Source organism: Streptomyces sp. NPDC058289 (assembly GCF_042880975.1).
GTDB lineage: Bacteria > Actinomycetota > Actinomycetes > Streptomycetales > Streptomycetaceae > Streptomyces > Streptomyces stoeckheimensis.
The window spans coordinates 1-19,654 of sequence record NZ_JBHVYI010000003.1; the positions used below are offsets into that span (position 1 = coordinate 1).

Sequence of the window (19,654 nt, forward strand, 5' to 3'; positions counted from 1 at the left end):
GGATGTGGGAACGGTGTTGATGTGGTTGGTTCCGGCGCTGTAGAAGCCGTCCACCGTTTTCTGGACGTCCGCCTGGGAAACGGCCTCACCGGCCTTGTAGTAGAACCAGTTGACTTTCATGTTCCACGTGCGTGAACCACCGGTGAAGGGAAGATCGATGAACCAGTTGCTGAAATGCATGTCCACCTTCTCGCGCGGGACGTATTTGCCGGAGCTGGTGAACAGGTCCTTGCCGTCCAGCGAATAGGTGGCCTTTCCGTCCACGAAGGTGATCATCATGATGTGCCAGCCCTCGAGGCGCTGCTTCTTGAGCGCGTGGGTGACCCGGTCCGGCGGATCGGCCTTGAACCAGCTCGTGGTGTCGAGCTGCGGACCCACCGAACCCCAGCCGCCGTTCGGCAGGTACTCGTAATCGAGTTCGCTGTAGTTCGGCGAGGAGTCCGAGGCGGAGATCGGGAAGAAGGTCTCGACGACGTGGTCGCCGTTGCGACCGCTGACGGGCTTGTCGCTCAGGTAGACCCGAGCGGCGTAGGTCCCCGTGAAGAGGGGGGTGCCGGTGGTCTGCACCTCGACCTGCTTGGTGCCCTGCTTGGTGCCGTCGGTGGAGGACTGCAGCTGAAGGACCCTGCCGCCCTGCGCGGTCGCGTCCGAAGGGAAGCTGGCGCCGGCGGAAGTCCAGCTGTCCTTGATCCCCGGGCCGCCCCCACCGGTACGGACCTCCCAGCCGTTGGCGTTGAGCGCGGGGTCGTCGGGGCCGCTGTACTGGAAGGTGTCGAACAGGGTTCCCGGCGGACCGGACGGGCTCGGCGAAGCGCTCTTGGCGGGCGCGGCGTCATCGCGGCCGGTGCCGCCGGAGCCGCTGGTGCACGCGGCGAGTACGCACAGGAGGGCAGGCAGCGTGAGCGCGGTCCACGCGCGGCGACGAGAGGTGCGGCGGGGGTGACTCACACGGGCTCCTTGGGGCGTAGAGGCGGTACCTGGACACGCCCTGACATGAGGATCAATGGCTGATCACATGAGGTGGTCATCCTAAGGTTCGCGGCGACCTGCTCGACCCCGGGTCTCGGCCGTCCCGGCGAAACGGTTCCGAGCGAACACGCACGGATCAGTGCCCGACGACCGTGCGTGTAGATATACCGACTGGTACTGCCAATTGGTATTCCAATCCGATTACGACACCGGAGCAGATCGCGCCAAAAGCGCACATCGGGCCCAAGTCGATTCGGGTCGGTGCACTAGCGTTCGCCCTGCCATCCCGCGGTCTACGTACCCTGCACTGAAAGGCCCCGCAAGGTGCGATCAGCCCCTCCTTCGATCGAACGCGGACCGGCACATCAGGCACAGCCTGAAATGTCCGAGTCGGACTTTGACGACCCCGCTCCCGCACCTGTTTTCGTCGACCAGTCGGGTCTGCGCGGCCGTCTGCTGCGGGGTCTCGGTTGGCCGGTCTCCGTCGTCGGCGCGGTCCTGGCGGTCGCCATGGGGAGCAGCCTGATCGGCATGCAGGCGGACGCCCCGGCGATGGGCATCCCCGTGCAGCCTTCGCGGTCGCCCGCCCCGCCGGGCTCACCCGTGTCGTCGGTCGCCCCGTCGGGGCCGGCAGGGTCGGCAGGGCCCTCGGGGTCGCCCTCGCCCCGGACGGTTACCACCTCCACGACACCCCAGACGAAGCCCTCGGCCGCCACGTCGAAGCCGTCGGCCGGCACCGCGAAGCCGTCGACCGCCCCGTCGAAGTCCTCGGCCGCCACACGGAAACCCCCGGCCGCACGCACACCGAAGCCCACGGCGAGCGCACCGAAGCCCATGGCCGGCACGGCTGACACGGCCGACACACAGAGCGCCACGGCCACCGCGCCGCCCGGCGCGAGCCCTTCGGGCCAGTCGACCAAGAACCTCTGATCGTCCGCACCACCATCTCCAGGAGCGTCATTGTCCCGCCATCAGCGCCGCCGGCAGTCCCTGCTGAGGCCGCGCCGACTGGCCGCGCCGCCGCTGCGCTTCTTCATGCCGCTGTCCCTGCTGGCGTGCCTGCTTGCGCTTCTCGTGCTGCGCGGCCTCGCCACCAACGAGGCCTTCCACGACGACCGGATCGCGATCTCGGTCGACAAGACGACCGTGCCGCAGCACCTGCTCAAGGGTGGTCCGGTCATCGACGCGCGCGGCAGCAAGAACGCGAAGCCCGTGAGCTATCACATCCCCGACCGCACCGCGGTGCTGAGCTTCGACGACGGTCCCTCGCCGGAGTGGACCCCGAAGATCCTGGACGTGCTCGCGGCCCGCAACGTCCGTGCGGACTTCTTCGTGACCGGCGCCATGACCACGCGCAACCCCGAGCTGATCCGGAAGATCGTCGCGGGCGGCCACGAACTCGGCGTGCACACCTTCACCCACCCCGACCTCGTGTACCAGTCCCCCACCCGGATCAGCTGGGAGCTGGCGCAGACGCAGCTCGCACTGGCCGGCGTCGCGGGCGTCCACAGCGCGCTGTTCCGCCCGCCGTACTCCTCCGACGCCTCGGCGATGGACGACTGGAACTACCCGGTCATCAAGTACGTGGGCGCACGCGGCTACCTCACCGCCTTCATCGACCGGGACACCGACGACTGGAAGCGTCCCGGTGTCGAGGAGATCGTCAAGGCGGCGATGCCGGCCACGCCCGGTGCGGGCGCGCTGATCCTGCTGCACGACGCGGGTGGCGACCGTACCCAGACCATCGCCGCGCTCGAGCAGATCATCGACAAGCTGCAGGCACAGGGCTACCGCTTCACCACCGTCTCCGACGCACTCGGCGCCTCCAGCGCCACCGTGCCGGTGACCGGATTCCAGCTGTGGGCGGGCAAGGGATACATCTGGGCCACCCAGGTCGCCGTGCACACCCTGCCGGTGCTGGTCGGGCTGCTGGCCCTCGTCGGCTTCCTCAACTTCGGCCGGTTCGGGCTGATGCTCGTTCTCGCACCGATGCACGCCCGCCGCGCCAAGCGGCGGGACGCCTGGGGACCGCCGATCACCGAAACGGTCACGGTACTGGTCCCGGCGTACAACGAGCGCGAGTGCATAGCCAACACCCTCAACTCCCTGGCCGTCAGTGACTATCCGATCGAGGTCATCGTCATCGACGACGGCTCCTCGGACGGCACCGCGGACATAGTCGAGGCGATGAACCTGCCGTTCGTCCGGCTGATCCGCAAGGTCAACGGCGGCAAGTCCAGCGCCCTCAACACCGGCATCGCGGCCGCCTCGCACGAGATCATCGTGATGATGGACGGCGACACCGTCTTCGAACCGTCCACCGTGCGCGAGCTGGTCCAGCCCTTCGGGGACGCGACGATCGGCGCGGTCGCGGGCAACGCCAAGGTCGGCAACCGCGACAGCCTGATCGGCGCCTGGCAGCACATCGAGTACGTCCTCGGCCACAACCTGGACCGCCGGATGTACGACATGCTCAACGTCATCCAGACCATCCCCGGCGCGGTCGGCGCCTTCCGCAAGGAGGCCCTGCGGCGGGTCGGAGGGATGAGCGACGACACCCTCGCCGAGGACACCGACATCACCATCGCGGTGCTCTGCGACGGCTGGCGGATCGTCTACGCCGAGCAGGCCCGCGCCTGGACCGAGGCTCCCGCCAGCCTCCAGCAGCTCTGGTCCCAGCGGTACCGCTGGAGCTACGGCAGCATGCAGGCGATGTGGAAGCACCGCGCCGCGGTGACCTCCCGCGGCCCGGCCGGGCGCTTCGGCCGCATCGGGCTGCCGCTCGTCGTGCTGTTCGGCGTGGTCGCCCCGCTGTTGGCGCCGCTGGTCGACATGTTCCTGCTGTACGGCGTGTTCTTCGGGGACGCCGGGATCACCCTCACCAGCTGGGGCGGCTTCATCCTGCTCCAGGCCGTGCTGTCCTGGTACGCCTTCCATCTCGATCACGAGAAGCCCTGGTACCTGATCAGCCTGCCGATCCAGCAGTTGGTCTACCGGCAGCTCATGTACATCGTTCTGCTGCAGTCTGCGATCACGGCGCTGACCGGCGGTCGACTGCGCTGGCAGAAGCTCCGGCGCACCGGCGAGGTCGCCGTACCCGTGGAGGCCTGACCGTGACCGGATACACCAACCTCGGGCGCAATCAGGAAACCGTCCAGTTGAGGGTTCCCGCCGTCCTGCGACAGCGGTGGGAGGCGGAGTGGGAGCCGGAGCCGCAGCTGCAGCCGGACCCGCAGTCGCAGCCGGAGCCGGAGGCGCCGGCCCCGCGCAAGGGCGGCCGGGACCGCTACCTCGATCTGCTGCGCGCGCTGGCACTGGTGCGTGTGATCTTCTACCACAACTTCGGCTGGTTCTGGCTGCCCCTGGTCTTCCCGTCGATGGGCGTGATGTTCGCGCTGGCCGGTTCGCTGATGGCCCGCTCGCTCAGCCGTCCCGCCCTCGGCGTGATCCGCGGCCGACTGCGCCGACTGCTGCCGCCGATGTGGCTGTTCGGCGTCGTCCTGATCACCCTCCAGCTCCTCGACGGCTGGGGTCCCGACTCCGACGGCCACCCCACCTGGTGGTGGACCAAGATGGCGTTCTGGATCCTGCCGCTGAGCACGCCGCCGTTCGCCGAGGACCTGCCCGGGTTCGGCCGCGTGGAAGGCGGCTGGGCCCTGCAGATCACCGTCCCGCTCTGGTACCTCCGCGCCTACCTGTGGTACGTACTGCTCTCACCGCTGATGCTCCGGGCGCTGCGGCGGCTTCCGTGGGTGACGCTGTTCAGCCCCCTGGCGGTGCTGATCGTCATGAACGTGTTCTTCTCCGACCAGGAGTTCGTCTACGGCCGGGTCTGGGAGAGCGCCAACGACTTCGCGATGTTCGGCTCCTGCTGGCTCCTCGGCATGGCCCACCAGGAGGGGCTGCTCAAGAAGATCCCGCAGTACGTCCTGCCGTCCATCGCGCCGCTGGTCATGGTGGCCGGCCTCTGGTACCTGCAGACCCGGCCGGTCGACCCGACCGTACCGACGGACATCGAAGCCTGGCCGATCGCCCAGGCCCTGTGGTCCTTGGGCTTCGTCGCCATCCTGCTCCACGTCAGCCCTTCCTGGGATCGGTGGCCCAGGGTGCTGGAACGCTGGAACGGCCTGGTCAGCCTGCTCAATTCACGCGCGGTCAGCGTGTACCTGTGGCACCAGGTGGCACTGGTGGCCGCGATCCCGCTGATCGACCCCCTCTGGAGCGTCCCCTTCGTCTACGAGAACTTCCAGTGGCTGCTGGCCAGCCAGTGGTTCACCCTGCTGGTGGCGATCCCGCTGATCGGCCTGCTGGTCCTGACCTTCGGCTGGATCGAAGACGTGGCCGCCAAACGCTCACCGCGGCTCCTGCCGTACCCGCGCCGGCAACGGGGCAGGCGCCGGTCCGCCGACTGACGGAGCTCCGCCGGGACCGAGGGGCCGTTTCGGAGCGATCCGGAACGACCCCTTCGCGCAGCGCGGACGGATGCCCGTACGGCCGGCCGGGCCCGCTGCGTGCGTCAGCGGGCGCCGCGGGGGACGGCGAAGTCGATCAGCCGGGCCGAGCCCGGCGCGAGCTCCCGCCAGGAACCGGGGCAGGAGAGCACCGCGATCGCGGACGTCGGGAACTTCTCCGACAGGCGCGCCATCGCCCCGGCCTCCGCGGCGCCCACGGCCTCCCGCGCGAGGCTGACGGCCAGCTCCTCCATGCCCGGGTTGTGGCCGACGAGCAGCAGCGTCCCCACCTCCTGCGGCACTTCGGACACCACCTCCAACAGCTCCTCCGGCTCGGCTGCGTACACCCGTTCGTCGAAGCGCACCGAGACCTCGACGCCGAGCTGTGCGGCCGCCAGTGCCCAAGTCTCGCGGGTCCGCCGGGCGGTGGAACAGATGACCAGGGCCGGCAGGCAGTCGGCGTCGCGCAGCCAGCGGCCCGCCGCGGGCGCGTCCCGCAGCCCGCGCGGGCCGAGCGGCCGCTCGTGGTCCGCGACATCGGGCCAGGCGGACTTGGCGTGGCGAAGCAGCACCAAGCGGGCTGCGGATTGCGCGCTCATGATCTCAGCCTCATGGCCCCAGCCTCCCACGGCCCACCGGCCCGACCAGGCCGGTGTGGCCGATGTGGGGATGCAGGGCCGGGGCGTACGGCGGTGCGTCGAGCTCCACCCACACGCACTTTCCGCCCTCCACCGGCTCCGAGCCCCACTTCCGGGCCAGCCGTTCCACGATGACCAGCCCGTGGCCTCCGGGCCGTGCAGGGTCCGCCGGGTGTCTGACGGTCGGGGGGACCGGGTTCGCGTCGGTGACCTCGATGCGCAGCCCTTCGGCGGTGTGGCGCAGGAGCAGCGAGGTCGGCCCGCCCGCGTGCATGCAGGCATTGGCCGGCGCTCGCTCATCGTGCTCCTCTGCTACGCGCGCTGGTGACGCTCCAGCGCCGCGTCCACATCGGGGTGCAGCGGGAACAGTCCGACCACGCCCGTGACGTGCAACATGCGTTCGATCGGCTGGTGGAGGCCGACCAGTTCGAGACTGCCACCCGATTCCTGGACGGCGAGCCGACCGTGCAACAACACGTTCAATCCCGTGGAGTCGCAGAAGTCCAGCCCGCTGAAATCTAGGAGCAGCCGCTGTCCACCGCCCGCCCGGGCGGCTTCGAGAGCCACCCGCAACGGTTCGACGGTGTCGTGGTCGAGCTCGCCTGCCAGCGCCAGAACGGTGGCTCCCTCGACGGGCCGTACTTCGACCGCGAAGCGGTCGCCGTCCGCCGTGCCCATCGTGCACCCCTTTCCCACGGGTCCCTCACACGGGCTCGTATTCCGGATACGTCGCGCGCCTACCCCCTCACACGCCACCGAACCGTGACGCCGGCGGGGCCACCGCGCCGGTCACATGTGGGGCTGGTTGTAGTACCGGGCGAATTGCTCCAGGTAGGTGGGCCCGCCGCCGTACTTGGCCTGGTCGAACTCGGGAGCGTTCTTGATCTGCTCCTTGCTCCGGTCGACGTAGACCTTCTCCTCGACGGTGTCGATGCGCTTGATGGTGCCGGCCGGGAGCAGTACGTGCTTGCCGAAGATCCAGACACCGGTGTCGACGACGACGTGGGACGCTCCGACGTCCTCGGAGTGCTTGTCGATCTTCCCGATGCTGCCGTCGGTGGCCTCGACCTTGTATCCGACGAGGTCGATCCCCTTCTGATATCCGGCGTCCTGGTGATAGCCCCAGATCTCTTCCGTACTCATGGCTCGTGCCTTTCTGTGCGCGGCCCTTTCGTGCGCGGCGACGGTCCCGGGGCCGGGAAAACGGCCGGGAACCGCTCCGCTTCGTCGCCGTACCTCAGGCGTCTCCCCAGAAAGCGAGCGGGCACGCACCGCGGCTCCGTCCGGCGGACACGCGGGGGTTTTCCGCCCGGGCGTTCGGGCAGGGGCAGTACGAGACCCGGGAGGCGATGTCGCATGACCGAAGGCGCGATCCCCTACCTCTCCCCGGCTCGGGTCACCGTGCTCGGGGTGTGCCCCGCCGACCCGCCGTTCCGCATCGTGGAGATCGACGGCCAGGTGGTCAGCACCGCCAGGTCGATGACGGACGTGGTCCTGACGGCCGCGGCCTCCGGCATCACGATCCACGACCTCGACGACCCCGGCGAGGTCCGCTGGGTCGGAGGCGGGAGGTTCCACTGGACCGGGTGATCCCGCGGTCGCTACATGGGGTCCATGGTGCCGCTGCCCGGGCCGTTCTCCTGCTCGCTCTTCCTCCGGATGTGCAGGGCCTTCTCGATGAGCCGCTGCCGCTCGGCCGGATCCGTCGCATGCTGCGCCGCCTGCTCCAGTTCCTGGGCCTTGTCACGCATCTGCCGGGCACGCAGGCTCGGCTGGCTTGGCTGGCTTTCTTTGCTCATGACCGATCCTCGGTTCGGGGGAATGCGGTACTCCTGCGGTACTGGGTCCTCCCAGCCAATCAGCACAGCCCCGCACCCGCCACCGCGGAGCCCGGAGGTACGCCTTCCCCGGGAGCGATCGGGCCGGGCGGTGTGCCGTCGCCGAAGGGGCGGCCGCCCAGCGACGGCCGGTCGTGGGCCTCGTTCCACCCCGACAGGTCGGGGCCGGCCGGTACGACGCCGGTGGGGTTGATGTCCTGGTGGACTAGGTAGTAGTGGCGTTTGATGTGGTCGAAGTCGACGGTGTCACCGAAACCGGGCGTCTGGAACAGGTCGCGCGCGTAGGACCAGAGGACCGGCATCTCCGACAGCTTCTGCCGGTTGCACTTGAAGTGGCCGTGGTACACGGCGTCGAAGCGCGCGAGCGTCGTGAACAGCCGGACGTCCGCCTCGGTGATGGTGTCACCGACCAGGTAACGGGACGTCCTGAGGCGCTCGCCGAGCCGGGCGAACAGCGCATCGTACGCCGAGGCGTAGGCCTCCTGGGATCCCGCGAAACCGGCACGGTAGACACCGTTGTTCACGTCTTGGTAGACCGCCTCGTTCACCGCGTCGATCTCCGGCCGCAGCGCGGGAGGATAGAGCGCGGGGGCACCTTCACGGTGGTGGGCGGACCACTCCAGCGACATGTCGATGGTGATCTGTGCGAAGTCGTTCGTCACGACCTTGCCGGTGCGCACATCGACGATCGCAGGCACCGTGACGCCCCGGTCGTAGCCGGGGTCGCGGGCGAGATAGGCCTCCTCGAGCCGCTCGATTCCGAGCACCGGGTCACGGCCGTCCGGGTCCACGCAAACCTCCTGCGTCCGTGGTGGCCGTCGTGCTTCCGTCAGCTCGACGCCGCCGTTTCCGCCAGGCTGTCCACCACACCGCAGAGGCGTCCGTGACGCCGGCAGGCGGCCCGTTGCTGTGCCGCACCGGTGCCTTCGGTGCGCAGGAGGTCGAGCAGGGTATCGGCGAGGGCCAGGTCCCCGCAGGCGGTGAGTCCCGGGGTCGCCCGTTCCCGCAGCCGGGCGACCAGGTCCCGGGCGGGCACGGGGGCGCCGGTGAACGGATCGAGTCCGTCGCCGTCCAGGCCGTGCGCAGCGGCGCGCCGATGGGCTTCGCGGAGCCGGGCCGGATGCGGTTCCGGGGTCGGGCAGGCGTCGGCGGACTCCGCGCGCAAGGTGGCGGCGAGGCCCCGTACGAGGACGGCCAGGAGTACGACGGCGTCGAGGCGGGCGTTCACGTCGGCGACACGGATCTCCAGCGTCGGCACGTGCTCGGAGGGGCGGGCGTACCAGTAGATCATCCGCCGGTCCAGCACCGTGCCGCTGCGCACGAGCTCGTCGGCGCAGCGTTCGTACGCGGCTTCGTCCAGGACCGGGGCGGGCCCCACGGTGGGCCAGCGGGCGTGTTCGACGGCGCGCCAACTGGCGTAGCCGGAGTCCCTGCCCCGGTCGAAGGGGGAATTGGCGGCGAGGGCCTGGAGCGTCGGCAGCCACGGGCGCATCCGGTTGGCGAGGTCGAGGGCCTCTGCGCGGCAGCCGACTCCGATGTGCACGTGGCAACCGCACACCGCCTGGTCGTAGTCGCCGAGGACCGAGGCGAAACGGGCCGCCATCCGGTGGTAGCGCTCGTTGTGGGTGACCGTCAGGGGATGCTCGGGCGGTATGACCGGCGTTCCGGCCGCGAGCAGCAGGCAGTCCTCGGCGGCCGCGGCGCGCCGCACCTCGGCACGCAACCGGGCCAGTTGGACCCTGAGCACGGCGGAACTCGCCGTGGGACTGGTGCACACCTCCACCTGGGCGGTGAAGAACTCCGGCTGCACCAACGGGCCGAGCGTGCGCGCGGCGGCCTCTATGACACGGGGTGCGCGGCCCACCGGGGCCCGGCTGCGGCGGTCGACGAGCAGGAACTCCTCCTCGACGCCCATCGTCGGCACGGTGAGTACGGTCGGTGGCATCGATGCCCCCCTCCGCCCGGGGCGTTCCCCGGATACCGGCTCGGATTCGGCTGCTGACCTGCGCCTACCCACCGGAGCCCCACTCACGCAGGCGTCCGGCCGTCAGCGGAATGCCGTCAGGGGATTCCGGTACGAAGGGGAGCCAGTCCTTGTCCGGAGCGGAAGGGATCACCGTGTAGCTGGCCTCGGGAAGCTCGTTCCAGACGCCGGGGAGGTCCCCCAGCGGTTCGGACACCACGATGCGCGACGCGTCGGAGATCTCGCGGAGGAACTCCACTTCGGGGTGGAGGTGGCGGACGGTATCGGCCCGGCTGCTGTAGAAGAGCGACCGGGAGGCGCCCCGGCTCGAGTAGCGGAAGGCCCAGAGCCGCTCTCCGTCGCTGATGGCCAGGGTCATCTGGAGGGGTTCGGGGATGCCGTGCTCCTTGCCGAGACGTTCCACGAGCCCGGTCATCCTGGCCACGGAGCCCGGGACGTCCTGGTCGAGCCCCAGGGTGACCGCCAGGTAGAACATCACCTCGGAGTCGGTGGACCCCTCGATGTACGGGAAGAGGGCCGGGTCGACGGCCAGGCAGAGGTCCCGCTGCAACCGGGGGAAGTCCGCGATGGCCCCGTTGTGCATCCACAGCCACCGGCCGTGGCGGAAGGGGTGACAGTTGGTCTGCTGGATGGCCGAGCCCGTCGAGGCACGTATGTGCGCGAAGAACAGGTGCGAGCGGACGTGCGCGGCGAGCTCGCGCAGGTTGCGGTTGTTCCAGGCCGGGGCGATGTCCCGGAAGACGGCCGGTGTGCCGTCCCCGTTCCCGCTGTACCAGCCGATGCCGAAACCGTCGCCGTTGGTCGTCTCGACGCCCATCCGGGCGTGGAGGCTCTGGTTGATCAGCGAGTGCTCCGGACGGTAGAGCACGGCGTCGAGCAGCATGGACGAGCCCGAGTAGGCGAGCCACCGGCACATGCGAACCATCCCCTTCGCGGCCTGTTCCGAGCGTAACCCCGCGACCGGCGCACCTCTCCCGGGCCGGGTTTGCCGACGGGCTGGGTGGAAAGACGCCGGGTACGGGAGGTGGAGGGCCCACACATGGTGCTGAGCACCCGCTTCCCGGCCATCACAGCGCCAAGAGGCGCTGTAGGCGTCGGTGGGAGGAACCATGACCCGACGAGTCCACGAGGTGATGACCAACAATCCGGTGACCGTCGAAAAGCTGACCTCCTTGGCGGAAGCCGCCAGGGTGATGCGGGACGCGGACATCGGGGACGTCCTGGTCGTCGACGGCGGTCGACTCCACGGCATCCTGACCGACCGGGACCTCGTCATCCGGGCCATGGCGGACAACCGGGATCCTGCCGAGACGACGGTACAGGCGGTCTGCAGCCCCGAACCTGTGACCGTCAAGCCCGACGACTACGTGGACCAGGCCGCCGATCTCATGAGGCGGCACGCGCTGCGGCGCCTGCCCGTGCGAACCGAGGACGGCGAACTCGTCGGTGTCGTCACACTGGGAGACCTCACGGTGGAACGCGATCCGGGGTCGACCCTCGCGGCCATCTCGGCCGCGGAGCCCGACACCTGAGACGCACGCCGCGGAGCCCGCAGGCGATTGAGCCGGACGAGCGCGGGCAGGCGCGGGACCGAGAAGGCCATTGCCGACGATCCGTGGAATCACCATGACGAACGCAACCACCCGCACCGGCGGGCACGCACACACCGGGCAGCCGACCCGCCCGCTCCCGTGGGATCGGGGCTCGGCGCCCACGCACCCGTTCCCCGGCGATCCGCACACGCCGCGGCCGATACCGAGGCCCTTCCCCGATCCGGAGCCGGTTCCCGCACCCCCGCCGTCACCGCCACCCCGGTAGGGCCGGCGCCGTACCCCGACAATTCCCGACCGAAGGGACCAACCATGGGTATCCCTCCCCGTGATCCCGTTCCGCCCAACCCCACCCCGGCGCCGGGCCCCGGCCCTGGTCCGCAGCCCGGACCGGTCCCCGGTCCCGTCCCGGCTCCGGGCGGGCCCGACCCCGTGCCGCCGGCTCCGCCGCAGCCCGACCCCGATCCGCTGCCGCCCCCGGCCCCGCGGCCCGAGCCGCACCCGCAGCCGGGTCCGCTGCCCGGACCCGTCCCGGCACCGGAGCCCGTCACCTGAAGGCGGCGGCGTGCGGGCGGCGTGTGCTCATCGGAGGCGGGCCCCGAGTTCCCGATGACTTCCGTGACGGCCGTCTCCGCGCCCTCGGAGACGGCGAACATGTTCAGGAAGCCGTGTCGTCCGCCACGCTGCGATGGACGGGTCCAGACGTCAGGACTGCCGTTCCGGATCGCGCCCGCTCAGCCCGACCGCCCGGTCCAGCAGCGGGGCGTCGTCCGGTACGGGGACGACGGGGCCGAAGATGTCCCCGCCGCCGCCCTCCTCGGCCGCGGCCACGAGGAAACCGTACGAGGTCTCCAGCGCGGCCTGATCGGGTGCGTACTCCTGGCCGGTGGCCCGAGCCAGGTCCCAGCCGTGGATGACCAGTTCGTTGACGGCCACCAGCCCCGCGATCTCGCCCGGCAGGTCCACGCCGCCCGCGCGGGTCATGCCGGTCCAGGCGGCCGGATCCGTCCAAGCCTCGGCCAGTTCGCCGAGGGCCCGGGGGAGTTCCTCGCGCCAGTCGGCGGGGAGGGTGGGCAGAGCCGCGTCGGGGGCCGTGTCCGTCGTGGGACCGAGGTCCTTGCGGCCGGCGTCGCGGAACGCGACGGCCAGGCCGGTGAGGTGGCCCAGCAGGTTCCCGACCGCGTAGTCGGGGCAGGGCGTCGGGTCGGCGAGCCGGGCGTCCGGGACGCCCGCCGCGAGGCGGGCCACGATCCGGGCCTGCGGTCCGAGGTCGAGCATCGTCGTATCGGTCATGTGCCGCTCCTTCGGGGCGATGGGTCTGGAGGGTAGACCGGCGGCGGCGCCCGAACTCATCGCCACACGGGCGGGATGTCCACCCGGCCGTCCGTCCGGCGGACGGCAGGACGGCTCGGCCCGGGAGGGGAGCGAACCCCTCCCGGGCGTGGCATGAGCCGCTCGGCCGCCGGAGGGCCGGCCGCGCCGCTCGGCGGGGCACCCGCTCAGGGGCAGCTGATGCGGATGTCGCCCGGGTCGGTGGTGCAGGTGTCGGTGCCGATGCCGCCGTTGGCGGTGTCGTTGGCGCCGACGCCGTCGGTGGTGGTCAGGCGGTCGTTGCCGTAGTAGCCCGTGAGGGTGTCGTTGCCCGGGCCGCCGTTGAGGGTGTCGTCGCCGAAGCCCCCGTCGATGTTGTCGTTGCCGGGCCCGCCGTGGACGGTGTCGTTGCCGTAGCTCGCGCGGACGGTGTCGTTGCCGCTGAGGCCGCAGATGACGTCGTTGGAGTAGCCGCCGTTGAGGGTGTCCGTACCGCTGGTGCCGATGATCGTGCAGCCGCGGGAGTTGTTCACCGAGGTCGACGCGCCGGCACTGTTGTTGGCCGGGTTCGGGTCCTGGGGCGTGGCGGTGGCGGAGGCGTTGTTCGTCAGGGTGCCGGTGGCGCGCGGTTCGGCCGTCACCGTGACCGTGGCGCTCGCGCCCGGTGCCAGGCTGCCGAGGGCGCAGTTCGCGCCGGTCGCCGTGGTCGTGCAGGTGCCCTGGGAGGGGACGGCCGACAGGAGGGTGCCGCCGGCTCCCGAGAGGGTGTCGGTGAGCGTCACGCCCGTCGCGGTCGCCGTGGACGTCGAGGCGTTGGTGACCCGGACCGTGTACGAGGCCTGGTCGCCGATGCTCACGGTCGTCGTGCCGGTCTTCGTCACCGACAGGTCGGCGGCCGGAGGGGGCGGAGGCGGGGTGCTGCCGCCGCCTTCGTAGCGGGCGATGCCGAAGGCGCCCAGCCCGGCCAGGCCCGCGGCCACGATCTTCCCGTCGGGCTGCACGAGCAGCCCCCTGATCTCCTCCCCGCCCAGCATGCCGGTGTACACCCGGCCGTCACCGCCGCCGAAGCCGGTGTCCAGGGTGCCGTTCGGCAGGTAGCGGGCGAGGGCGAAGTCGGTGGCCTCCTGGCTGTCCGGGTCGTCGGCCGTGCCGCCGACGAGGATCTTGCCGTCCTGCTGGAGGGTCATGTCGTACGCCATGGCCGTGCTGAGGGGCCAGACGGTGGTGACCCGGCCGCCGGTGCCGAAGGCGGCGTCGGGGTTGCCGCCGGAGGTGAACCGGGCCAGTGCGAAACCGGTGTTGGTCGACCCCGCGGCGACGACCGCGCCGTCGGACTGGACCGCCACGGCCCGGCCGAAGTCCGTACCGCCGAAGTCCGCGGTGGCCATGCCGTCGCCGCTGAAGGACGTGTCGAGGCTGCCGTTGGACAGGTAGCGGGCCACTCCGAAGTCGAAGGCGGTACTGCCCACGTAGCCGACGGCGACGAACCTGCCGTCCGGCTGGAGCGCCAGGCCGGTGGCCTGCCCGCCCGCGTCACCGGGGAAGGCGGGAGCGAAGCCCGCCACCACCGTGCCGTCCCCGCCGAAGGACGGGTCGGGGCTGCCGTTCGGGTTGAGGCGGGCCAGCGCGAAGCCCGCCCCGCCGCTGAGGCCCACTGCGAGGATCTTGCCGTCCGGCTGGACGACCAGGTCGGCGGCCCCCGAGGCGCTGCCGAACGCGTCGACGCGCACGAGGCCGGCCGAGCCGAATCCCTGGTCGAGCGAGCCGTCGGTGTTGTAGCGGGCGACGGAGAAGAAGCAGCAGCCGCCGCCCTCGTCCGGGACCTCCGTACGGCCGGCGACCACGATCTTCCCGTCGGAGGGCTGTACCGCCACCGCCTCGGCCTGGTCGTCACCCCCGAAATCGCTGGTCACCCGGCCGTCGCCGCCACCGAATCCGGTATCGACGCTGCCGTCGGCGTTGTACCGGATCAGCGCCATGTCGAACGGGACGCCCGGCCCCGTGACGTGGCCGGCCACGACCAGCTTGCCGTCGCCCTGCCGGGCGACGTCCAGACCTTCGGCGTAGTCCCACGGCCCGCCGTCGTCGGGGAAGTACGTCTGGACCTTGCCGGAGCCGGCGAACCCGGGGTCCGGGTCTCCCGGAGCCGCCAGCGCCGTGCCGGGCAGCGCGAGGACCAGCGCGAGCGCGGCTGCCACCACCGTGGCCGCCCGTCCACCGTTCCGGACGGGGTGGCGGCGTCCTTCGGGTGGGCTGGGGTGTGTGTGGGTCATGGGCCTACGGACCTCCGAGTCGCGCCGGGGAAACGAGCAGGCAGCAGCTTCGTGCCGGACGTGCGCCGGGCCGCCGAGGCGCGGGCCGGGCTGAGCCCTCCGAGGGCGGGTATCCACCCCCGTGGGCGAACCGGGGGAGGTCCACCCCGACGGCCCGGGAAATCCTCGAGCGAAGCGGGCTCCGGCGCGCCGATGAGTCTGGGGTCGCTCGACGGTCTACCTCTTTGACGGAGACGACCGACTCACCGGGAGCAAGCCATGGGCCTCATCCACATCGAGATGTTCGCGACCCTCGACTTCGTCGGGCAGGCGCCCGGCGGCCCCGACGAGGACCCGGTGGGGTTCCCGTTCGGCGGCTGGCAGGCGCCCCTGCTGGACGAGGCCACCGGGGCGCAGATCGCCGCCGCGTACGAGGGCACGGACGCCCTCCTGCTCGGGCGGCGGACGTACGACATCTTTGCCGCCTACTGGCCCCACCAGGAGGGCGGCGAGGACAACGAGATCGCCACGCTCTTCAACCGGGTCCCGAAGTACGTGGCCTCTCGCGGCAGGCCCGACCTCTCCTGGGCCGGGTCCACGCACCTCGGCCCGGACCTGGCCGGAGCGGTGCGCGAGATCCGTGACCGGCACGAGCACGTGAAGGTCGTGGGGAGCCTGAACCTCGTGCAGACCCTCCTGCGCGAGAAGCTCTTCGACCGTCTCGACCTCTGGGTGCACCCGATCGTGCTCGGCGTCGGGAAGAAGGTGTTCGACGACGGCGCGGTGCCCACCAACCTCGCGCTCCTCGCACCCCCGGCGGCCGGCCCGAAGGGCACCGTGTACCTGCGCTACGGGCTCGCAGACGGCATTCCCGCGACGGGCGACATGAGCGCACCCGATCGCGGTACCGCAAGCGCCGGCTGACACCGCCCCCGTGTCCGGCGGCCCGACGGGCCCCGCGCCCCGTCCGTCGGGGCGCTGTATCACCCGTGCGCGGATACCCTGGTACATGTGATCGAGTCTGGACGGTCGCGGCTCCGCAGGCGCCGCGGCCAGGGAAGACTTGTGCGGCTGTCGCCGGTCTTCCTGACCGTCGTCATCGCCGGCCTCGCGTACACCACCCCGCCGGAAATGGCCTTCAGTCGCCTCCTGCCCGCGGCGCCGGCCCTCGCCGCGGCCATGTGGCCGGTGCTGCCCACCGTCCTGCTCGGTACGGTCTGCCTCTTCCTGATGATCGGCCTCAGCCTCGTCTTCCCCGACCTGGGGACCTGGTGGACGGCCTCGGGGATCATCGCGGTGACCGTGGCCGCCGCGTACGGAAGCCACGTCCGGCTCCAGCGGGAGCGCACCCTCTTCCAGGTGCGGCTCGTGGCCGACGCGGCGCAGCAGGTGGTGCTGAGCCCCATGCCGCACCGCATCGGCGGCATCGAGATCGAGTCGCTGTACCTTGCGGCCGCGGCGGAGGCCCGCATCGGCGGGGACTTCTACGAAGTCGTCGACACCCCGTTCGGGGTCAGGCTGCTCATCGGTGACGTGCGGGGCAAGGGACTCCCGGCCGTGGGGGCGGCCGCGGCGATCGTCAACGCCTTCCGGGAGGCGGCCTACGGCGAGAGCGCCCTGGTCGACATCGCGCGCAGACTGGACGCCAGCAGCACCCGTTACAACGCCGCCTTTCCCCCCGAGGGGCCGATGGAGCGCTTCGCCACGGCCCTCCTCGTCGAGATCCCGCACGGGGGCGGGCACATCGACATCCTCAACTGCGGACACCCCCCGCCACTGATCCTGAACCGCGGGAAACTCCGTGTCCTCGACTCGGCCACCCCCTCCCCGCTGCTCAGCCTCGCCGAGCTGATCGGAGACCACTACACCGTCGACACGTTCGGCTTCGCCCCCGACGACGTGCTGCTCCTGTACACCGACGGGATCGCCGAGGCCCGCGCCCGCGACGGAGAGTTCTTCCCGCTGACGGAGTGGATGCGCCGACAGCCCCCGGCGCCGCCCCGCGACCTGCTCACGGCCCTGCACCGGGACCTGCTCCGCTACAGCAGGGGACGCCTCGACGACGACATCGCGGCCCTGGCCGTACGCCTCTGCGAGCCCTGAGGAACGGCGGACGGCCGGAGCCCGGTCATCCGCCCACACCACTGACCAGCGGCCGGTGGGGCCGGGCAGCAACCCGTGCCGTCCGTGCCGCCTCCACCGCCGCGGCCGAGGCGTAGAGGGTGAGCGCCCGCCCGCCGTGCACCAGCTTGGCCGCCGCCCAGTGGAACGGGTTCGCCCGCCCCTCCACGGCGGCGGCGTGGTCGCCCACCAGCCGCCCGACCCGGGCCAGGAGCGCCGGATCCAGACTCCCGCGCAGCCTGCCGTGCGCCTCCTGCTGCTGCGGGGCGTACAGGTTGAACGGCAGGTACAGCGTGGCGTCCTCCGGCCGGGCCCCGCCCCGCGAGGTCATGCTCCAGCAAAGAGTCGGGCGTACGCCGGCCAGGTCGAGCGGCTCCGCTCCCCGCGGGGCGGAGTCCGCCACCAGACCCGCGGCGGCGGTCGCCGCAGCGCGGCCCAACGGGGCCAGGCGTGCTACGAGTTCGGCGGTGGAACGCTCCGCGACCGTCGTGTAGAACTTGATCCGCGCGTGCGGTGACTCGTCCACGTCGAGCGCGAAGAAGGCCGGCATCAAGTCGGCCATCCCCTGGGGGTCGTGGCGCTGCAGCCAGCTCCAGGCGCCGCCCTGGCCGAGGCGGTCGAGCGCCGTCCCCACGATCTCCCGGCTGCGCCCGGTACCCGCCGCCAGCGTGTCGAAGTACACCTTGGGGCGTGCGATGCCCGAGGCGCGGACCGAGGCCGCCAGGCACATCCCGAACGCCGCCCGCTCGCTGCGCGGCCGGAACAGGTCGGTGACCTCCCGGGCCCGTGCCGTCCGTGCGAGGCCCAGGCGGTCCAGCTCGGCCAGTGTCCGCAGGCCGCGCTCCCAGCTCCCGGTCGCGGAGGCGGGGCCCCGTTCGGAGAGCGGCCGGAAGAAGAGCCGGACGTCGACACGGTCCCCGTCGAGCACGAGAGAGTATTCGAACGGCGCGGTCGACACCGCGTCCTGCCGCGTACCGCCGCCGTCGGCGTCCCGCGAGACCCGGTGGCCCCATCCGTCGAAGAGGGTTCCGACGGCCGCCTCGGCCGCCGCGTCGAAACGTTCCCCCAGGCCGAGCACCTCTCCCAGGTAGCGCAGCCCGTCGACGGCCAAACCCGCGTACCCGGGCCGCTGCGACGTCACCGGGTGCTGCGTGGTCACGGGGCGACCGGTTCGGGGACGGGAGGCAGGTAGGGCTTGGAGTCGATCCCGGGATACATCCGCTCCAGGTGCCCGATCGTCTCCTCGGTCCAGTAGTCGTCCCCGGGAGGCGGGAAGCCCAGCAAATGGCGCTGGCGCGGGTCCAGTTCGACCATGAGCTCGTGCAGGGTGTTCCAGTTCGGGTGGGCCGGCCGCATCGACCACAGGTGCTTGTCCGTCCAACGGGCCTGCGCGCCGTGCATGTTGAAGAAGAGCGCGAGCCGCCGGCCGAGCAGTTCGTTGTAGGCCGACCCCCGGTGGACGATGTCGCCGACGAAGAGCAGGAGCGAGCCGGCCTGGGCCTCCACGGGCCGCTCCTGCTCGTACAGCCCGGGATACTCCGCCTTGTCGTACGAGCCCTTGCCCGCGTCGGTCAGCAGCGGCAGCCCGAGGTGTGCGGCACGGTCGACGACATAGGTGGGCGCGGTGTCCACGGTCACGTCGGTCAGGTAGAGGATGCCGTACACGCGCTGGTAGACGCCGTCCGCACGCGGGTGCACCAGACTGCTGGCCGCCCAGGCGTCGTTGTGCAGGGTCTGGTCCCGGCTCTCCCCGTACGCCGTGCCGTACTTGGCCTGGATGAAGGAGCTGGTCAGACGCAGGTCGGTGGTGCCGAGCAGATCCTCCACGACGTCGATCACCCGGGTGTCCAGCGCGTGCCGGTTCAGGTCGTTGCTGGTGAAGGGGAACGGAACCGCGTGCTTGAGGGCGTTGACCTCATCGGGCGTGCTCCCGCTCGCCTCCGCGTCGGGAAAGTACGTGTCGATCGCGGCCTGCGCCCGTGCGAGGGCCTCGCCCGTCACGAAGCCGGGCACCAGGGCGTATCCCCGTCCGGCCAGCTGTTCCACTATGTGCTTGGTGTCCATGGTGTCCGTCCGTCTCAGCTCTCGGAGAGGTGCTCGTGCGGTCCGTCGCTCCGCTCCGGGCGCAGGGCGCGGGACACGACGATGTTCTTGTGGAAGGCGTCCAGCCGCATGGACTCGCCGACCGCCCGGCCCTCGACCTCGATCCAGGCGTGCGCGGCGAACGGCATCAGGCTGACGCCGGAGATCCAGTCGGGCCAGCTGCCGCGCAGGCGGGCCAGCAGGGCCGCTGCGATCGATCGCTCCAGGCAGTACGGTCCGGCGGCGCGGCGGCTGACGGAGACGACGTCGCTGCGCGCGGCCAGTGCCTCGGCGAGGGTGGCGGGGCGGGCGCCGCCGCTGAACAGGCGCAGCGCCCGTTCCAGCGTGTGCGGGCTCAGCCGGGTCAGCAGGCGGCTCGCCGTGACGGCCAGCAACGGCAGGGGCCGACGGCGCAGCGGCAACCGGGCGCGGGGCTCCAGGGTCATGGGCAGCGTCAC

At 71.3% G+C, this 19,654-nt stretch carries 20 protein-coding genes and 1 pseudogene; 6 read left to right on the top strand and 15 right to left on the bottom strand.

The features are described from left to right. Both ACFVX6_RS01855 and ACFVX6_RS01860 read right to left on the bottom strand, forming a co-directional pair. Positions 1–948, bottom strand: a 948-nt coding sequence (locus ACFVX6_RS01855; protein WP_389686932.1) for a glycoside hydrolase family 16 protein, incomplete at its 3' end; no start/stop codon positions are given. A 386-nt stretch (positions 949–1,334) separates the two neighbouring features. Then, positions 1,335–1,889 (bottom strand): hypothetical protein, encoded by a 555-nt coding sequence (locus ACFVX6_RS01860; RefSeq protein WP_389686934.1) that lies wholly within the window; start codon positions 1,887–1,889, stop codon positions 1,335–1,337. 103 nt (positions 1,890–1,992) lie between these two features. On the opposite strand from ACFVX6_RS01860, the gene ACFVX6_RS01865 reads away from it, so the two are divergent. Beyond that, positions 1,993–4,080: a bifunctional polysaccharide deacetylase/glycosyltransferase family 2 protein gene (locus tag ACFVX6_RS01865; protein ID WP_389687218.1), complete on the top strand. Its 2,088-nt coding sequence runs from the start codon at positions 1,993–1,995 to the stop codon at positions 4,078–4,080. 2 nt (positions 4,081–4,082) lie between these two features. After that, positions 4,083–5,381, top strand: coding sequence for an acyltransferase (locus ACFVX6_RS01870; RefSeq protein ID WP_389686936.1), 1,299 nt, complete (start codon positions 4,083–4,085; stop codon positions 5,379–5,381). 104 nt (positions 5,382–5,485) lie between these two features. On the opposite strand, the gene ACFVX6_RS01875 is transcribed toward ACFVX6_RS01870, so the two are convergent. The 4 genes from ACFVX6_RS01875 to ACFVX6_RS01890 form a co-directional block, all read right to left on the bottom strand. Further along, positions 5,486–6,019, bottom strand: coding sequence for a SixA phosphatase family protein (locus ACFVX6_RS01875; protein WP_389686938.1), 534 nt, complete (start codon positions 6,017–6,019; stop codon positions 5,486–5,488). A 10-nt stretch (positions 6,020–6,029) separates the two neighbouring features. Beyond that, complete coding sequence (locus tag ACFVX6_RS01880; protein ID WP_389686940.1) at positions 6,030–6,332, bottom strand: ATP-binding protein; 303 nt, start codon at positions 6,330–6,332, stop codon at positions 6,030–6,032. A 38-nt stretch (positions 6,333–6,370) separates the two neighbouring features. Further along, positions 6,371–6,736 carry an STAS domain-containing protein gene (locus tag ACFVX6_RS01885; RefSeq protein ID WP_389686942.1) on the bottom strand — a complete coding sequence of 122 codons (366 nt, stop codon included), beginning with the start codon at positions 6,734–6,736 and terminating at the stop codon, positions 6,371–6,373. Positions 6,737–6,847: 111 nt separating this feature from the next. Continuing rightward, entirely contained in the window at positions 6,848–7,201 is a 354-nt protein-coding gene (locus ACFVX6_RS01890; RefSeq protein WP_389686944.1) for a PRC-barrel domain-containing protein, read from the bottom strand. 213 nt (positions 7,202–7,414) lie between these two features. On the opposite strand from ACFVX6_RS01890, the gene ACFVX6_RS01895 reads away from it, so the two are divergent. Further along, a complete protein-coding gene (locus ACFVX6_RS01895) occupies positions 7,415–7,648 on the top strand; it encodes a hypothetical protein (protein ID WP_389686946.1) in 234 nt (77 codons plus the stop codon). Between the two features lie 11 nt (positions 7,649–7,659). On the opposite strand, the gene ACFVX6_RS01900 is transcribed toward ACFVX6_RS01895, so the two are convergent. The 4 genes and pseudogenes from ACFVX6_RS01900 to ACFVX6_RS01915 all read right to left on the bottom strand — a co-directional run bounded on the left by ACFVX6_RS01900 (position 7,660) and on the right by ACFVX6_RS01915 (position 10,796). Continuing rightward, entirely contained in the window at positions 7,660–7,857 is a 198-nt protein-coding gene (locus ACFVX6_RS01900) for a DUF6381 family protein (protein WP_389686948.1), read from the bottom strand. A 59-nt stretch (positions 7,858–7,916) separates the two neighbouring features. After that, entirely contained in the window at positions 7,917–8,873 is a 957-nt protein-coding gene (locus ACFVX6_RS01905; protein WP_389687219.1) for a glutathione S-transferase C-terminal domain-containing protein, read from the bottom strand. Further along, positions 8,795–9,841, bottom strand: a pseudogene (locus ACFVX6_RS01910) (glutamate--cysteine ligase); the annotation flags it as partial. The pseudogene ACFVX6_RS01910 and the gene ACFVX6_RS01905, both read right to left, overlap by 79 nt. A 64-nt stretch (positions 9,842–9,905) precedes the next feature. After that, complete coding sequence (locus ACFVX6_RS01915; RefSeq protein WP_389686950.1) at positions 9,906–10,796, bottom strand: class II glutamine amidotransferase; 891 nt, start codon at positions 10,794–10,796, stop codon at positions 9,906–9,908. Between the two features lie 193 nt (positions 10,797–10,989). On the opposite strand from ACFVX6_RS01915, the gene ACFVX6_RS01920 reads away from it, so the two are divergent. After that, on the top strand, positions 10,990–11,412 hold the full coding sequence (locus ACFVX6_RS01920) for a CBS domain-containing protein (protein WP_389686952.1): 423 nt from the start codon (positions 10,990–10,992) through the stop codon (positions 11,410–11,412). Between the two features lie 723 nt (positions 11,413–12,135). On the opposite strand, the gene ACFVX6_RS01925 is transcribed toward ACFVX6_RS01920, so the two are convergent. Both ACFVX6_RS01925 and ACFVX6_RS01930 read right to left on the bottom strand, forming a co-directional pair. Further along, a complete protein-coding gene (locus tag ACFVX6_RS01925; RefSeq protein ID WP_389686954.1) occupies positions 12,136–12,723 on the bottom strand; it encodes a TIGR03086 family metal-binding protein in 588 nt (195 codons plus the stop codon). Positions 12,724–12,929: 206 nt separating this feature from the next. Then, positions 12,930–15,014, bottom strand: coding sequence for a calcium-binding protein (locus ACFVX6_RS01930; RefSeq protein ID WP_389686956.1), 2,085 nt, complete (start codon positions 15,012–15,014; stop codon positions 12,930–12,932). 258 nt (positions 15,015–15,272) lie between these two features. Between ACFVX6_RS01930 and ACFVX6_RS01935 the strand changes: the two genes are divergently transcribed. Both ACFVX6_RS01935 and ACFVX6_RS01940 read left to right on the top strand, forming a co-directional pair. Next, positions 15,273–15,917 carry a dihydrofolate reductase family protein gene (locus ACFVX6_RS01935; protein ID WP_389686958.1) on the top strand — a complete coding sequence of 215 codons (645 nt, stop codon included), beginning with the start codon at positions 15,273–15,275 and terminating at the stop codon, positions 15,915–15,917. 141 nt (positions 15,918–16,058) lie between these two features. Next, complete coding sequence (locus ACFVX6_RS01940) at positions 16,059–17,096, top strand: PP2C family protein-serine/threonine phosphatase (RefSeq protein WP_389686960.1); 1,038 nt, start codon at positions 16,059–16,061, stop codon at positions 17,094–17,096. 25 nt (positions 17,097–17,121) lie between these two features. Here ACFVX6_RS01940 and ACFVX6_RS01945 read toward each other — a convergent pair whose 3' ends face one another. The 3 genes from ACFVX6_RS01945 to ACFVX6_RS01955 are packed head-to-tail and all read right to left on the bottom strand — an operon-like array spanning position 17,122 to position 19,654. Continuing rightward, positions 17,122–18,273, bottom strand: a complete 1,152-nt coding sequence (locus tag ACFVX6_RS01945) for a hypothetical protein (RefSeq protein ID WP_389686962.1) — start codon at positions 18,271–18,273, stop codon at positions 17,122–17,124. Next, positions 18,270–19,178, bottom strand: coding sequence for a phytanoyl-CoA dioxygenase family protein (locus ACFVX6_RS01950; RefSeq protein ID WP_389686964.1), 909 nt, complete (start codon positions 19,176–19,178; stop codon positions 18,270–18,272). The genes ACFVX6_RS01945 and ACFVX6_RS01950 overlap by 4 nt, the downstream gene beginning before the upstream one ends. A gap of 14 nt (positions 19,179–19,192) precedes the next feature. Continuing rightward, positions 19,193–19,654: a lasso peptide biosynthesis B2 protein gene (locus ACFVX6_RS01955; protein WP_389686966.1), complete on the bottom strand. Its 462-nt coding sequence runs from the start codon at positions 19,652–19,654 to the stop codon at positions 19,193–19,195.